Annotated in this window: 10 protein-coding genes; 8 read left to right on the forward strand and 2 right to left on the reverse strand. The window is 62.9% G+C overall.

Features of this window, described 5'->3' with window-relative positions; genetic code table 11:
* Positions 1-10 precede the first annotated feature (10 nt).
* On the forward strand, positions 11-1,222 hold the full coding sequence (locus EK373_RS06905; RefSeq protein ID WP_129641973.1) for an ABC transporter permease: 1,212 nt from the start codon (positions 11-13) through the stop codon (positions 1,220-1,222).
* Positions 1,222-2,421 (forward strand): ABC transporter permease, encoded by a 1,200-nt coding sequence (locus EK373_RS06910; protein ID WP_129641974.1) that lies wholly within the window; start codon positions 1,222-1,224, stop codon positions 2,419-2,421. The genes EK373_RS06905 and EK373_RS06910 overlap by 1 nt, the downstream gene beginning before the upstream one ends.
* A 22-nt stretch (positions 2,422-2,443) precedes the next feature.
* Here the strand turns inward: EK373_RS06910 and EK373_RS06915 are convergent, their stop codons facing one another.
* The gene (locus tag EK373_RS06915; protein ID WP_198683116.1) at positions 2,444-3,481 is read right to left on the reverse strand and encodes a sensor histidine kinase; all 1,038 of its coding nucleotides are present in this window, start codon (positions 3,479-3,481) and stop codon (positions 2,444-2,446) included.
* Positions 3,482-4,090: 609 nt separating this feature from the next.
* Between EK373_RS06915 and EK373_RS06920 the strand changes: the two genes are divergently transcribed.
* The 4 genes from EK373_RS06920 (at position 4,091) to EK373_RS06935 (ending at position 10,593) form a co-directional block, all read left to right on the forward strand.
* A complete protein-coding gene (locus EK373_RS06920; protein WP_198683117.1) occupies positions 4,091-4,660 on the forward strand; it encodes a TetR/AcrR family transcriptional regulator in 570 nt (189 codons plus the stop codon).
* 110 nt (positions 4,661-4,770) lie between these two features.
* Positions 4,771-5,949, forward strand: coding sequence for an efflux RND transporter periplasmic adaptor subunit (locus tag EK373_RS06925; RefSeq protein WP_129641977.1), 1,179 nt, complete (start codon positions 4,771-4,773; stop codon positions 5,947-5,949).
* Positions 5,946-9,119: an efflux RND transporter permease subunit gene (locus EK373_RS06930; RefSeq protein ID WP_232831034.1), complete on the forward strand. Its 3,174-nt coding sequence runs from the start codon at positions 5,946-5,948 to the stop codon at positions 9,117-9,119. Before EK373_RS06925 ends, EK373_RS06930 begins: the two co-directional genes overlap by 4 nt.
* A gap of 10 nt (positions 9,120-9,129) precedes the next feature.
* Positions 9,130-10,593: an efflux transporter outer membrane subunit gene (locus tag EK373_RS06935; protein WP_157994254.1), complete on the forward strand. Its 1,464-nt coding sequence runs from the start codon at positions 9,130-9,132 to the stop codon at positions 10,591-10,593.
* 24 nt (positions 10,594-10,617) lie between these two features.
* Here EK373_RS06935 and EK373_RS06940 read toward each other — a convergent pair whose 3' ends face one another.
* Positions 10,618-13,062, reverse strand: coding sequence for a putative bifunctional diguanylate cyclase/phosphodiesterase (locus EK373_RS06940; RefSeq protein ID WP_129641979.1), 2,445 nt, complete (start codon positions 13,060-13,062; stop codon positions 10,618-10,620).
* Positions 13,063-13,481: 419 nt separating this feature from the next.
* Here EK373_RS06940 and EK373_RS06945 point away from each other — a divergent pair, with 419 nt between their 5' ends.
* Both EK373_RS06945 and EK373_RS06950 read left to right on the forward strand, forming a co-directional pair.
* On the forward strand, positions 13,482-15,080 hold the full coding sequence (locus tag EK373_RS06945; protein ID WP_157994255.1) for a serine hydrolase domain-containing protein: 1,599 nt from the start codon (positions 13,482-13,484) through the stop codon (positions 15,078-15,080).
* A gap of 126 nt (positions 15,081-15,206) precedes the next feature.
* Positions 15,207-15,590: a hypothetical protein gene (locus EK373_RS06950; protein WP_129641981.1), complete on the forward strand. Its 384-nt coding sequence runs from the start codon at positions 15,207-15,209 to the stop codon at positions 15,588-15,590.
* Positions 15,591-15,602: the final 12 nt, after the last annotated feature.

The raw sequence follows: 15,602 nt of genomic DNA on the forward strand, positions 1-15,602 counted from the left end.
TTGAGAGGTCATGCGTTTTCGCGATCTGGTAAGACTGTCGCTCGACTCCGCCGTGCGGGCACGGATGCGGAGCATCATGTTGTTGCTCGCGATGAGCATTGGCGTCGCGGCGGTCATTGCGCTCACTTCTCTGGGTGAAGGCGCGCGGCGCTACGTGGCCGATGAGTTTCAGGCGCTGGGCACGAGGATGATCATCGTCATTCCGGGCCGTTCCGAAACCGGCGGTGTCTCGCCCGGCATGCTGTCTGGTGAAACGCCGCGAGATCTCACATTGAGTGATGCATTGGCTGTGCAGCGCCTGCCCGGCGTCCAGCGAGTCGCGCCGCTGGTGATTGGTTCTGCGCCGGCATCGGTGGGCGCGCTGGAGCGCGAGGCGCCGGTGATGGGCTCGAGCTCCGAGCTGATGCCCGTGCACGGGTTCGTTCTCGCGAGAGGGGACTTCCTTCCGCCGGGCGACCTCAGTCGCGATACGGCCGTCGCAGTCATCGGCAACAACATCGCTCGTGAGTTATTCCCGGGCCGCGAGGCGATCGGTGGCAATCTCCGCATCGGAGACCGGCGCTTCCGGGTCATCGGCGTGCTGGCGGACCAAGGCCGCATGATCGGCATGGATTCGCAGGAGCTGATCATCGTGCCGGTCAGCGCGGCGCAGGCGCTTTTCAACACCGAATCGTTGTTCCGGCTGCTGATTCAAGCTCACACCCGCGATGACATGACTCGAGTGCGGGACGCAACCATTGAGGTCATCAAGCTACGGCATCAGGGCGAAGAGGATGTTACGGTCATCACTCAGGACGCACTGCTCTCCACGTTCGATCGTATCTTCACTGCCCTGACACTCACGCTGGCCGGCATTGCATCCATCAGCCTCGCCGTCGCCGGCGTCCTGATCATGAATGTGATGCTGGTGTCGGTGAGTCAGCGGACCAGCGAGGTCGGCTTGCTCAAAGCCATCGGCGCGACGCGGCGGCAGATCACAGCATTGTTTCTTACGGAGGCGATTCTGCTGTCCGTGGCCGGGGCGATTGCCGGGTTGGCCGTCGGGTACGGTGTCGATTGGATCGTTGGCAACATCTATCCCTCGTTGCCCTTGAACCCGCCGGTGTGGGCGGTCGTGATGGCGCTCGTCGTTGCCATCCTCAGTGGCGTTATTTTCGGATTGATGCCAGCGCGACGTGCGGCCCGCCTTGATCCGGTAGCTGCGTTGGCGGGGCGGCGCTGATGCGCTTCGCCGATCTGGTGCGACTGACGACCGGTTCGGTGCGGGCGCACCGGCTGCGCGCTGCGTTGACCGCGCTGGGTATCGGCATTGGTGTGACTGCGGTGGTGTTGCTCACATCGATTGGCGAGGGCGTGCATCGATTCGTCGTGTCCGAGTTCACGCAGTTCGGTACGAACATCATCAGTGTGACGCCGGGCAAGACGCAGACCATGGGCGGGTCGATTGGCTCGCTCGGCAACGTGCGGCCACTGACCGTCGACGATGCTGAAGCGTTGGGACGCGCGCCGTATGTGATATCGACGAATGCGATGGTGCAAGGGAACGCCGAGGTGGAAGCACTCGGGCGCAAGCGGCGAACCACTGTGTATGGAGTAGGGTCGACGTTCGCCGAAGCGTTTCGGTTTGAGGTCGCGCAAGGTGAGTTCCTGCCCGCAGACGATCCGCGCGCGCCACGTAGTCTCGCTGTGCTCGGTAGCAAGATGAATCACGAGCTGTTCCGCGGCGAGAGTCCGCTGGGCAAGACGATTCGGGTCGGTGGGCAGCGCTATCGAGTCGCGGGTGTGATGAAGCCCAAGGGCACGACCTTGGGATTCGATCTCGACGACACGGTCTACATTCCCACCGCGAAGTCGCTCGAGTTGTTCGATCGGGACAGCGTGTTCGAGATTCAGCTGCGGCATGAGTCGGGCGTGTCGGTGCAAGAGGTGGTCACCGGTGTGCGCAAGATTCTGATCGCCCGCCACGGCGATGAAGATTTCACGATTACGACCCAGCAGCAGATGCTCGATACGCTGGGCTCGGTGTTGAGCGTGCTGACTTTCGCGGTGGGCGCGCTGGGCAGCATTTCATTGCTGGTCGGCGGCGTGGGAATTTTCACCATCATGACCATCGGGGTCAGCGAACGCACAGCGGAAATCGGGTTGTTGCGCGCGTTGGGAGCGCAGAAGAATCAAGTGCTGCGTGTGTTTCTTTCCGAAGCCGTGGTGCTGTCTGCGCTCGGCGGCGTCGCCGGCTTGTTGGCTGGACTTGGTATCGCCGCGGCGCTGGATATTGCCGTGCCGGCGCTGCCAGTGAGCTATTCGCCGGCCTTCATAATTGCGGCGGAGTCGTTGGCTCTCGCAGTTGGATTGATAGCTGGCATTTTGCCGGCGATACGAGCGGCGGGATTAGAACCGGTTGATGCGCTTAGAACGGACTGAAAACCCTGAGCCTCTGGCGAGCTCACGCCATCGCCCGCTGCATCAGCAGAAACTGCTCCGTGATCGGCGACGTCGGCATCGTGAAGTAGAACACTGCGCCTTCGCTGGGTTTGCCTTCCGCCCAGATGCGCCCGCCGTGGCGATCGATAATACGGGCGACGGTGGCAAGGCCCACGCCGGTGCCTTCGAATTCGGCGGCGCCGTGCAGGCGTTGGAAAGGTTTGAACAGTTTGTGCTCGTGCGCCATGTCGAAGCCCGCGCCGTTATCTTTGACGAACAGCGTGGCCATCGAGCCGTGTTGGGACTGGCCGACCTCGATGCGTGGGTGCTCGGTTCGCGATGTGAACTTCCAGGCGTTCGCGAGCAGGTTCACGAACAGGTCGTTGATCAACCGCCGGTCGCCGTGCACCGCCATGCCGGGCTGAATCTCCACCTCGACGGTGCGTGAGGGATCTTTCTGCCGCAGGTCTTGAAAGATGCTTTCCGCCAGCGCGCTCACATCGATGATCTCTCGGTGCAAGGTGTGGCGTGAGATGCGCGACAGCACCAGCAGCGCATCGATCAGCTCCGACATCTGCTTCACGCTGCCTTGAATACGAGTCAGCCGCCGACGCTGCTCTTCGGTGGCATTGGGCAGGGACAGCTCGAGCAGGCCCGCCTGACCGGCAATCGTGGTCAGTGGCGAGCGCAGATCGTGCGAGACCGAAGCGGTAAACGCTTCGAGCTCGCGATTCGCGCGCGCGAGCGATTCATTCGCATCGCGCAGTTGGCGCTGGCTGGGTACTGAAAGGATCAGGGGCAACGCGCGCCACAACAGGATGGCGGTCGGCACCAAGGCCAGGGCGGCGATTACCTTGAGGACGCCTTCGAGCCAGAAATCGGTGTGCCAGACATTCCACACCTCCATGACGTGCGTCAGCCCGCACGCCACGATGAAGACGCCGAAGGCCACCAACAGCCGGTTGAACTGTAGATCGCGCCGCCGCCGCGCCACATAGAGGAGCACGCAGGGAATGGTGAAAAACGCCGCCGCAATCAGCAGGTCGGCAATGACATGCATCCACTGGATGCCCGGTGTCCACATATATCAGTGTCCAGGTGGCAAGAACCGTTCGCCGCCAAACCAGGACACACTCGTGTCGGGCATGCGTTTCGCCACTCCATCTACAAGTCGATAAAAATTGGCCGGCGCGCATTGTAAGCCGTCCATTGCGGCCCACACGCAACCCCGGCGCGGGTTTGTTGCTGGTCGCTGTCGCAAAAGCATGACCTCGTTCGTCTTCATTTCGACATTCAATGCGCGGCCCTGGAAGGCGCACGAAGGGTCGTGAGGAGCAGCGAAGGTTGGCCGGCCTCGCCGAGGCCCGCGATTTACGCAAGCCCTCGGACTGTGAAGCGCAGCGTTGCTGCTGACTAACTGGTACTTTACGCAGCCCCGTTTCGCTGTTGGGATGGTTTAGAAAAACTCATAGAAATGCAGTACTGAGCAATGAGCAGCCAGAGGTATTTTCAATTTTCTAAACAACCGCCTGGATCGGCCGGAGTCCGCATGGGAGCCCGCCGTCGGCGGGGCGCTATAAAAACCAGCACGCGGCATAGCGGAAAGTTATTACAAGGTGTACCGGCTGGACGGTATATTCACCGTCCAGCCGGTACAGCGAGGTTCACCATGGCGGAGTTGGCATCGAACACGATCAGCCCGGCCCGCGAGCGGATCCTCGAAGCGGCAGAGCGAGTTGTCGGTGACGTCGGCGCGGCGCGCATGACGCTCGATGGCGTGGCTCAGGCGGCGGGAGTGAGCAAGGGCGGCCTGCTCTACCACTTCCCCTCCAAGGAGTCATTGCTCGGTGCGCTGGCCAAACGCTATGTAGAGAGCATGACCGACTGCGTGGAGCAGGCGAAGTCCGGCACCGGCGAGACCGATGGCCGGGATCTCAAGGCCTGCATCGTCGGTATCCTTGCGCAGCAGCCCCGGGCCAAGATCGTTGGCATGGGCGCAGCGCTGTTCGCCGCTGCCGCGAACGATCTGACTCTGCTGGAAGTGATTCGTGAGCGCATCGCTCAGTACACCAAGCAGATCGAGAGCAGCGATGTGGATTTCGCTCGGGCCGCGGTCGTGACGCTGGCGATCGACGGCCTGATGATGCGGGAATCGTTGCGCATCTCATGTTTTACGGAAGAGCAGCGTGAGCGTGTCGTGCAGCAGCTGCTGCAGATTGCCGACGAGGCGTATCGCTGAGCTGACCCGGTAGTTATAGGAAGCCGGACTCCCGTCCAACGCCACCCGTTTTGATTGCCCGAGCGCAGTGCGCTCGCGGCCACGTTTTTTAGTTTGTCAGGTAGACGCATATGAACGTCATTCGTCAGTCATTGGTGAGATCTCTGGTTGCCATCGCTGTCAGTGCGGTGTTGCTGAGCGGTTGCGGTAAGGGTGAGGAGCAGCAGCACGCGCCCCCGCCGCCGGAAGTCACCGTGCAGACGGTGGAAAAGACCCCCGTACCGCTGGATCTCACCTATACCGCGCGCACCGTGGGCTCACGCGAAGTCGAAGTGCGTGCGCGGGTCGGCGGCATCTTGATCAAGCGCCGTTACGAAGAAGGCGGGCCGGTGAAGCAGGGCCAGCCGATGTTTCTGATCGATCCGGAGCCGGTGCGTGCGCGCCTGGCGTCCGCTCGCGCCGAAGTTGCGGTTGCCAAGGCGCGCTTGGACGAAGCGCGTCGCCAGCACGATCGCGTGCTGCCGTTGTTCGAAAAGAACGCGGTCAGCCAGAGCCGTCGCGACGAAGTGGTGTCGGCGTTCGAAGTGGCGCAGGCGAGTCTCGCCGCCGCCGAGTCGGCGCGGCGAATGGCCGAGCTCGATCTGGAATATACGGACGTGCGTGCTCCGATCTCGGGCTTGACCAGTCGGGAAGTGATGTCGGAGGGCAGCCTCGTGTCCACCGAACAGAGCTCCAGCCTGCTCACCAAGATCGTGCAGGTCGATCCTTTGTATATCGAGTTCTCGGTGCCCGAAGCCGAGGCCTCGATCATTCGCGGCTCGCTGGCCCCGGCCAACCGCGTCGCGCCGCCGACCGTGCGGCTGGTGTTGGAAAGCGGTCAGGAATATCAGGACAGCGCCAAAGTCACGTTCGTCGACAACGCCGTCGATGTGAATTCCGGCACCGTGCGGGTGCGCGCCGTGTTGAAGAACCCCGAGGCACAGCTCATTCCCGGTCAGTTCATCCGGGCGCGTGTCGAAGGCGTGCAGCTGAGCAACGTGGTGACCGTGCCGCGCAAGGCAGTGATGTCGAGCGCGCAGGGCCAGTTCATCTGGCTGGTGAACGGCGAGCAGAAAGTGGAATTCCGTCCGGTGCAGGTCGGCCGCTCGTTCGGCAACAACATCATCGTCACCGAAGGGCTCGCGCCCGGCGATCGTTACATCGTCGAAGGCGTGCTCAAAGTGCAGCCGGGTATTCAGGTGAGCGCCGTAGGCCCCGAGGCTCCGACCAAGCAGGCTGAGCAACAGCCGGCGCAGAAGGAGACCGCATGATTTCCAAGTTCTTCATCACGCGGCCGATCTTCGCCTGCGTCATCTCGGCGTTCATCGTGATCGCCGGCTTGGGCGGCATGATCTCGCTGCCGATCTCCGCCTATCCCAACATCATTCCGCCGTCGGTGACGGTGGCCGCGGTCTATCCGGGCGCGACGGCTCAGACCATTGCGGACACGGTCGCCGCGCCGCTCGAAAAGGAAATCAACGGCGTCGAAGGCATGCTGTACATGAGCTCGGTGAACTCGGGCAACGGCACGCTGATGATCACCGTGACGTTCAATATCGGCACCAATCCCGATATGAACGCGGTCAACGTCAACAACCGCATCCAGGCCGCCGTGCCGCGCTTGCCAGAAGAGGTGCGGCGTCAGGGCGTCGTGGTGCGCAAGGCCTCGACCACGTTCCTGCAGATCGTGTCGATTCACTCGCCCGACAACAGCGTCGACATGCTGACGATGAGCAGCTATGTCACGCTCAACGTGCTCGATGAGCTGCGTCGTATCCCGGGCATCGGCGATGTGCAGATGTTCGGCCAGGACTATTCCATCCGCATCTGGATGCAGCCGGACAAGCTGGCCCAGCTGGGTCTCACGCCGTCCGATGTCGCCACCGCCGTTCGCCAGCAGAATTCGCAGTACGCCGCGGGTCAGGTGGGCGTCGAGCCGGTGAGCGAACAGGTGGACTTCACCTACGCAGTGACTGCGCAAGGCCGCATGCAAGAGCCCGAGGAGTTCGAGCAGATCGTCGTGCACACCACCGAAGCCGGCGGCCTCGTGCGCTTGAAGGATGTCGCTCGAGTCGAACTGGGCGCGCAGACTTACAGCAACCAGGCGACGATCGACGGTCAGCGCGCAGTGATGATGGCGCTGGTGCTGCAGCCGGGCGCGAATGCGCTGGAAACCGGCGGCGCCGTGCAGGCGCGCCTGGAGGAATTGTCGAGGGACTTCCCGAAGGGCATGACCTACGCGATTCCCTACGACACCATTCAATACGTGAAGGTGTCGATCAAGGAAGTGGTCAAGACGCTGCTGGAAGCGATGGTGCTGGTGTTCTTCGTGGTGCTGATCTTCCTGCAGAACTGGCGCGCCACCATCATTCCGATGCTGGCCGTGCCGGTGTCGCTGATCGGCACGTTCGCCGCGATGTTTGCATTCGGCTTCTCGATCAACATGCTGACCTTGTTCGGCATGGTGCTGGCGATCGGTATCGTGGTCGACGACGCCATCGTCGTGCTCGAGAACGTCGAGCGCATCATGACGACCGAGAACCTGCCGGCGCCGCAAGCGACCGAGAAGGCGATGGAAGAGGTGACCCGTCCGGTCATCGCCATCGTGCTGGTGCTGACCGCGGTGTTCATGCCGGTGGCGTTCATGGGCGGCCTGGTCGGCGAAATGTATCGACAGTTCGCGGTGACCATTGCCGTGTCGGTCGTGATCTCCGGCTTCGTCGCGCTGACGCTGACGCCCGCGCTGTGCGCGCTGCTGTTGAAGCACGATCACATGGTGAAGAACCGCTTCCTGGAAGGTTTCAACCGGTGGTTCGAGCGTGTGACGAATCGCTACGAGCGCGGCGTGCGTTTCGTGATGAAGCGTGCGGCGATGGCTGCTGGCATGTTCGTCGTGATGCTGGTCGTGGTGTTCGGCCTGTTCCGTGCGCTGCCCACATCGCTCGCGCCGTCGGAAGACCAGGGTTACGTGTTCGTGATTGGCTTCCTGCAGGACGCCGCTTCGCTCGATCGCACCGTGCGGTCGGTGGAAGCCGTGGCCGCTGGCGTGCGCGACCATCCCGCCGTTGCCAACGCTGTGGCGGTGGCTGGTATGGATCCGCTGACCCAGGCGATGAAGACCAACAGCGGCATCATCTGGTTGCCGATGAAGCCGTGGGACGAGCGTAAGAGCGATGACCTGTCTCCGGCCGCGCTGGTCGGTGCGGTGTTCGGCGCCGGTGCGCAAGTGAAGGATGGCTTCTTCTTCGCAGTCGAGCCGCCGCCCATCGAAGGTCTGTCGATGACCGGTGGTTTCGAGGCCTATATCCAGTCGCGTGGTAGCGGCTCGATCAAGGACCTCGAAGGCGTGACGCAGAAGCTGGTCGCCGCGGCCAACAAGCGTCCGGAGCTCGCGGGTACGCAGACAACGTTCAGCGCCAGCGTGCCGCAGATGCGCATCGATCTGGATCGCGAGAAGGCGATCACGCTCGGAGTCGAAGTAGGCCAGGTGTTCGAAACGTTGCAGAGCACGTTCGGTGCGCTGTACGTGAACGACTTCAATCGCAACGGCCGTGTGTATCAGGTGCAGTTGCAGTCGGAGCCGCGTTTCCGCGCGTATCCGGAAGATATTCGTAACGTGTACGTGCGCTCGCGCAAGGGCGACCTGGTGCCGCTCACCGCATTGGCCAGCATTCGTGAAGTGACCGGCGCCGAAATCGTCGAACGCTTCAACGCGTTTACGTCCGCGAAGATCATGGGTGCGGCGGCGCCGGGCTACAGCTCGGGCGATGCGCTGAAGGCCATCGAGGAAGTCGCCGCGCAGACGTTGCCGCAGGGCTACGAGTTGGCGTTCACCGGTACGGCGTATCAGGAGAAGGTCAGCGGCGGTGCTTCGCAGGGCGTGTATCTGCTGGGCGTGTTGATGGTGTTCCTGATTCTCGCCGCGCAGTTCGAGCGTTGGACGTTGCCGGTGGCGGTAATTCTGGCCGTGCCGTTCGCAGCGTTCGGTGCGTTCCTCGCCGTGTTCGCGCGCGGTCTGGCGAACGACATCTACTTCCAGATCGGCATGCTGACGCTGATCGGCCTGGCGGCGAAGAACGCCATTCTGATCGTCGAGTTCGCGCTGATGAAATATCACGAAGGCATGAAGCTGATGGATGCGGCCATCGAAGGTGCGAAGCTGCGCTTCCGTCCCATCATCATGACTTCGCTGGCGCTGATCTTCGGCGTGCTGCCGCTGGCCATCAGCACCGGCGCCGGCGCCAACAGCCGTCATTCGCTCGGCACGAGCGTGATCGGCGGCATGCTGGCGGCGACCTTCATCGCAACGTTGTTCGTGCCGCTGTTCTTCAAGTGGATCGCCGGTGCGAAAGGCGGCGAGGCCTACGACGATGAACATGGCAAGGGCAAGCCGCATGGTGGCGTGGAGCCGAAGCCGGCCGCGCCTCATGAGTCGAATTGAGAGTGACGCAATGAGCAGGCAAGTAATAAGAACCGCGACTCGAGTGACGCTGACGGCGGCAATTGCAGCCGTCCTCGGCGGTTGCTTCGTGTCGAAAGTGGACCCGCAGAAGCCGGAGCTGCCGCTGCCGGACGCGTTGCCGGCTCAGGCCGCGCAAACCTCACCGCTGCCGAATCCATGGTGGACGCTGTTCAACGATGCGCGCCTCAACGAGTTGATCGTCGAGGCCTTGAAACACAATCCGGACGCGCAGATCGCGGCGGCCCGGGTGCTGGAGGCGCGTTCGTTCCTGCGCATCAGCAATGCGGATCGGCTGCCGACCTTGAACCTCGAGGGCAACGTCACTCGCACCAAACAGAGCGAGGCGTCGTTGGCCGAGCAGGGCTTGGGAGACATCCCTGGGTTCCCGACCCAACAGACGATCTACACCGTCCAAGGTACGGTAGCGTATGAGTTGGATCTGTGGGGCAAGTATCAGCGTGCCTCGGAGTCGGCGCGTGCGCAGCTGCTGAATAGTGAGTACGGTCGCGAGGCGACCAAGCTCAGTCTCACCGGCGAAGTCGCCCGCACCTACTACTCGTTGATCGCCGCCGCCGAGCAATTGGCTCGCGGCCGTGACACGCTGAAGTCGCGAGAGGAAGCGTCGGATCTCGAGAAGCTGCGTTACGAATCGGGCGAGAGCGATGAATTCACTTTCAAGCGCGCCGAAGCCGATGCCGCGGCCACTCGCGTGTCGACGCGCCAGCTCGAACTGCAGGTGGTGCAACTGACGAACGCGCTGGGCGTATTGTTGGGCCACTCGCCGAAAGCGTTGGTTGACGAAGCCATCAGCGTGCAGGGAATCAGTCTGCCGGCGTCCGTCGAGTTGCCGGCGGCGTTGCCTTCGTCGGTGCTGACACAGCGTCCAGACATCGGTGCGGCCGAAGCGGCGCTCAATGCATCGGCGGCAGATATCGGCGTCGCGCGGGCTCAATTGTTCCCGAGCATCAGCATCACCGGTGCGTTTGGTCGCGCAAGTCCGGAGCTGGACGATCTGTTCGCCAGTCCGGCGAAAATCTGGTCGGCGACGGGCGGCATTTTGCAGCCCATCTTCCAGGGCGGACGGCTACGCGCGAATGTTTCCCGTGCGGAGGCGGTGAGAGAGCAGCGCAAGTCGGAATATGCGCGAACTGTGCAGCAGGCGTTCCGTGAAGTGCTGGACTCTTTGCAGGGCCAGGCGTTGATTGCGGGCGTGCGTGAAGCGAACGATCAGCAGGTCTCGGCGTTGAGTCGTGCGACCGAGCTGGCGGAGCTGCGTTACGCGCAAGGCGATATCGCTTATCTGGAGCTGCTCGATGTGCGCCGTGGGTTGTATCAGGCGCAGATCGATCTGGTCGCCGCTCAGCGCGATGCTCTGCTCAATACGATCGATCTGGCGCTCGCCGTCGGTGGCGGGCTGGGCGATCAGGCGGAGCCTCTGACCGCGCGGAGGTAAGGGTAGGAGCGCCTCGGGCGTGTGTTAACGGCTACCAAGGCGGTTTCGCTGTGACAATGTTGTCGGGATAACCGTCACATTCGTCGCAGCGTTCCGGGTCTCTTCTGCGGAGACCTCCCGCACTCTCGCCGGACGTGACCAAGGCGAGTGCTTCAGCCACTCTTCCAGTTCCTTGGCCGGCAACGGGCGGCTCATGAAATAACCCTGCGCCTGGTCGCAGCCGTAAACACGCAGGGTGCGCAGATCCGCTTCGTCCTCGACGCCTTCGGCCACCACTTTCAGTCCCAGGCTGTGACCGAGCTCGATCGTGGAGCGTACGATGGTCGCGGTGGTCGAGTCGCTCATCTGCTTGACGAAGGAGCGATCGATCTTCAACTCATCGACCGGCAGCCGCGCCACATAGCTCAGCGACGAATAGCCGGTGCCGTAGTCGTCGATCGACAATACGACGCCCAACTCGTGCAAGCGTTCCAGCACCCGCTGTGAGTGCGCCGGGTCTTCCATGAAACCGCTCTCGGTGATCTCCAGGCACAGCAGCGATGCGGGCGTGCCGTAGCGATCGAGCAACTGAACGATCAGGTCGGGCAACTCGCGATTGAGCAGATCGCGCGCCGAGATGTTCACCGAGACTTGCAGCGGCGTGCCGTTCGAGCGCCACTGTCCGCACTGGCGAATGGCCTGCTCGAGCACCCAGCGCGTCAGCACCTTGATGTAGCCGGTGTGCTCGGCGAAAGGAATGAAATCGCCCGGCGACACGAAACCTCGACGCGGATGTTCCCAGCGCAGCAGCGCTTCCACGCCTTCGACGACTCCCGACAGCAGCCCGACCTTCGGCTGGTAGTACACCCGCAGTTGATGGCCTTCGACGGCTTGGCGAATCTCGCTGAGCAGCGACAGGTGTTCCTGCTGGTGCGTGTCGTAGCTCGCGTCGTATACCGCGTAGCCGCCCTTGTTTCGTTTGGCCACATACATTGCGATGTCGGCGTTACGCAGCAACTTGCTGCTGTTCTCGCCGTGCTCGGGGAAGTGAGCAATGCCGATGCTGGAGCCCACGTCGAGAGGCTGATCCTGGTAGCGGATGGGATGCTCCAGCGCCTGGAGAATCTTCAGCGCGACCTTGGTGACGTAACGTTCGTCGGCGTTCTCGAGCAGGATCGCGAATTCATCGCCGCCGAGTCGCGCAATGGTGTCGGCCTGCCGCAGCAGTGCGCTCAAGCGGTTCGCCACTTCGCGCAGCACGTGATCGCCGACGCCATGGCCGAGCGAGTCGTTGACGTACTTGAAGCGATCGAGGTCCATCATCAGCACGCTCAGCGTTGCGCCCGTGCGATGCGCGCTCAGGATGGCGTGTTCGAGCCGGTCGTGAAACAGCGCGCGATTCGGCAGATCGGTGAGCTGGTCGCGATAGGCGAGGCGCAGGATCTCCTGTTGGCGCTCGGCGATGCCTTCGCGCATATGGTTGAGCGTTTTGGCGAGCGCGCCGATTTCGTCGGCGCGGGTCACGTTGACGGGATTGGAATAATCGCCGTCCTGGATTCGCGCCGCCGCCTCGGTCAGTTGCGTGATGGGGCGCGTGATATTCATGGCGATCGCCACGGCGCCGCCGATGGAGAGCAGCATGCTGACGACGCCGAGAGCTACGAGTGTCTGCTGCAATCGATCGAAGGCGGCGACCGCGGTTGCGACCGACCGCTGCAGGACGGCGACGAGCGCGCGATCGCCATGCCGGTCGAACGTGATCACACGCAACTGCTGCTCGCTCTGTCCAGCGCCAATGGAACGCACGAGCGTGGCGCCCGGCAGGGCAGGCAGTTGCTGTGCAAGATCGACGGCCGAGGCGCCCAGCGTCGAGGCGAGCACGCCCCATTGATGATCGGCATGCCGCCGCTCCAGGAAAGACACCTGCAGCGATGTGAGCTGCTGCAGCTCGGACACGACGTTGTCGTCGATGACGAAACCCACGGCGATCCACGCCATCGGCGTCGGTGCGAGCACCGGCACGACGACGAGCTGATAAGCGCGACCGTTGATCACCTCGATGGATGAAGCGCCGCCGTCGCGCGCGGCCTGGTCGACCAGCCGAGGAAACTCGAACAGCCGGCCGCGCTCGTTGCTCGCGATCGTATCGGCAACGACGCGCCGATCCAGGGACACGAGCAGCGTCATGTCGGCCTTGATGCGTCCGCCGTGATTGGTGAGTGCGGACACCACCGTGTCCTGATCGCCGCTGGCAATCGCGCCGCGCAGGGCATAGTCGGCCGCCATGACGCGAGCGGCTTGCGCAAGTCGTTCGCGATTCTGGTCGAGCAGCCGCGCAAACACACGTTCGCCGACGGCCAGCTCGGAATCGATTTTCTCGCGTGCGTTGGTGGAGTTCGCCGAGCTGACGACCACATACGCCACGACCTGCACCACTGCCAGCAACGCGACAACGAATACGATGATGCGAGTGCGTAGCCGGCGGATCATGGCATTGCGGAAAAACGCGCGAATGGCGGCCGGAAAGTGAGCATGGCCCAGCCTACGTACTGCCGTTTTTAGCAAATGTTAACGGGCTCACAGCCGCAGCCACCCGTAGCGCCAAGGGCCGGGTTTGTGACCGATCTCGCGCGCGGGCGCGCTCCAAAAGTGCGACCGCCATCGCAGTTCCAAGCGTGGAAAAACATTCTCTGCAACAACGCGTTTCCTTGCAAAAAGTACAACAGAAACATTGATAAAAGCGCGTGCAACGAAGTATTCGCGGCACTCTTCGAACGGCACGCGAGCTGCATAGACAGCTCAGGGTTTTTTCTGACTAGGCCCAGGACCTTTCTGAAAGTCAGTGCGTTGTTTGCATCGCGCACAAGTAACAGCGCGAGAACATGCGAGGGGAACATCGAATGCGCGTCATGTCACGAGAGCAACAGATCTCTCGTTCCGAACTGATTCGGCGCTGTCGCCAGGTGGCGATCAGCATCTCATTGGCTTTGACCATCGCTGCGTGCGGCGGCGGAGGTGGTGGCGGAGGGCAGCCGAGCGCGCCCGTTCAGCAAAACCCACCGCCGGCGGCGAATGTCGCGCCGAGCGTGGAGGCTGGCGCCGCTCAAACAATCCAGTGGCCAACCGCCACCGCACAGCTGAATGGAACGGCGACGGACGATGCATCGCAGACGCTCACCTACACCTGGACCGCAACCAGCGGTCCGAGCGGTGTGACATTCGGCACGCCGAATGCCGCTGCTACGACTGTGACATTCCCCTCCGAGGGCGACTATGTGCTCACGTTGTCGGTGAGCGATGGCAGTGCCACCGGCACCGATACGGTGAACGTCACCGTGAGTCCTGCGTCAGAGCCTCCGCCGGAAGCCCCGGTATATCCGGCGTCCGACGCGGCGAACGATGATCCGGACAATCACGGCTGGGCGCGAGTCGCGTCAGCGGCAGAGGTTGGAATGGATCAGGCGTTGCTCGATCAAGCGATGACCTACGCGCAGACCAGCGGTACGGCGAATCCCGCGGACAACGCCGGCATGATCGTGCGTCACGGCCGCATCGTCAGTTCCTGGGGCCAGATCGACAGGCGCTATGACATGAAGTCGACCACCAAGTCGATTGGTGGCATGTCGCTGGGGCTGGCCATGGCCAACGGCCTGCTGCTCAGCGATCGCGCGGAGACGAAGCTCCCGACCATCGGTGCGAGGCCGGCCGCCAACGCCACCACCGGCTGGCTGGGTAACATCACCATCGAGCAACTGGCGACGCACACCGCGGGGTTCTTGAAGGACGATGATCTCACGGAGGCCCCCGAGCCTGCCGCGGCGACACTGGTGAATGAGCCGGGCACGACGTGGCTCTATTCCGATATCGGTCTGAACTGGTTGGCCGAGGTGCTGACTGCGGTGCTCGGTGACGATTTGTCCGCGGTGCTTAATAGGAGTGTCTGGACCACGCTCGGTGTGAACAGCACGTCGGGCAGCGCGGGTGGCGGCGCCACTTCCGACGTGCACTGGCGTAACAACGAGTACCGCGACCAGACGAACAAGGTCCCTTACAATCGCGAGCTCGCTTCAGGCATGTTCGTGAACGCCAATGCCATGGCGCGCGTCGGTCTGCTGTTCCTTCGCAAAGGAGTGTGGGCCAACGATCAGCGCATTCTTCCGGAGACGTTCGTGACGACCGTGAGCACGCCGGTAGCCGCGAACGCCAACCTTCCCAATCCGGGCATAGCGGACTTCCCGGGAGCGCCGACTGATTACGGTGTGCTGTGGTGGACGAACGCCGGCGGCCAGTTGGCGAATGTGCCGCGCGATGCGTACTGGGCGTGGGGCCTGGGTGACAGCCTGATCGTCGTCATCCCGAGCCTCGACATCGTGGTGGTGCGCGCTGGCGCGCAAGCCGCGCCGGCTTCGTCGCCGCAAGGCCGCGTTTGGAACGACGATGACTGGAACGGCGACTACACCGTGCTCGCTCCGTTCCTCGATCCGATCGTCAAGTCTGTGAGTAAGTAACAGTCGCGCAGGGTGAATCGAAGGCGCGCGTCCGAATACACTTCGGCGCGCGCCTTTGACGTCTGAATTATCCTAAAATAGGGTAAACATCGTCGCCTGAGCCGATCCCTCTTGCAGGAGGCGCGAATGGCAGACGAGTCCCGGTTTCCCCACGACGACGGTCCGGCCGCCGAGTCCGACGCAGAGCTCGCCGAGCGGCTTGCCACCCCGGAGCAGTGGGCGGCGATGACGTTCGCGCCAGTGTTGATCGACGCGAACAAATTCGGCGCCGCCTGGGAGCAGGCACGGGGCGCCATGGCGCGTACGGCCATCGAGCTGCTGCGTCTCGATGACCAGGCCCTTACCAGCCAGTTCATGGCTGAGGAAGTGCCGCTCATGGAGGCGATGGAAACCTACCGCGAGTTGCAGGAAGAGCTGGAGTACCTCAAGACTCACATAGAAGCGCTCGAAACCGCGAGCACACGCATGCTGTGCGTCGCTTCTCGCTGCATCGAGCGTCGCTCATCCTGAGCCCGCGCGCGG

The sequence above is a fragment of the Peristeroidobacter agariperforans genome (assembly GCF_004138335.1).
GTDB classification, from domain to species: domain Bacteria; phylum Pseudomonadota; class Gammaproteobacteria; order Steroidobacterales; family Steroidobacteraceae; genus Steroidobacter; species Steroidobacter agariperforans.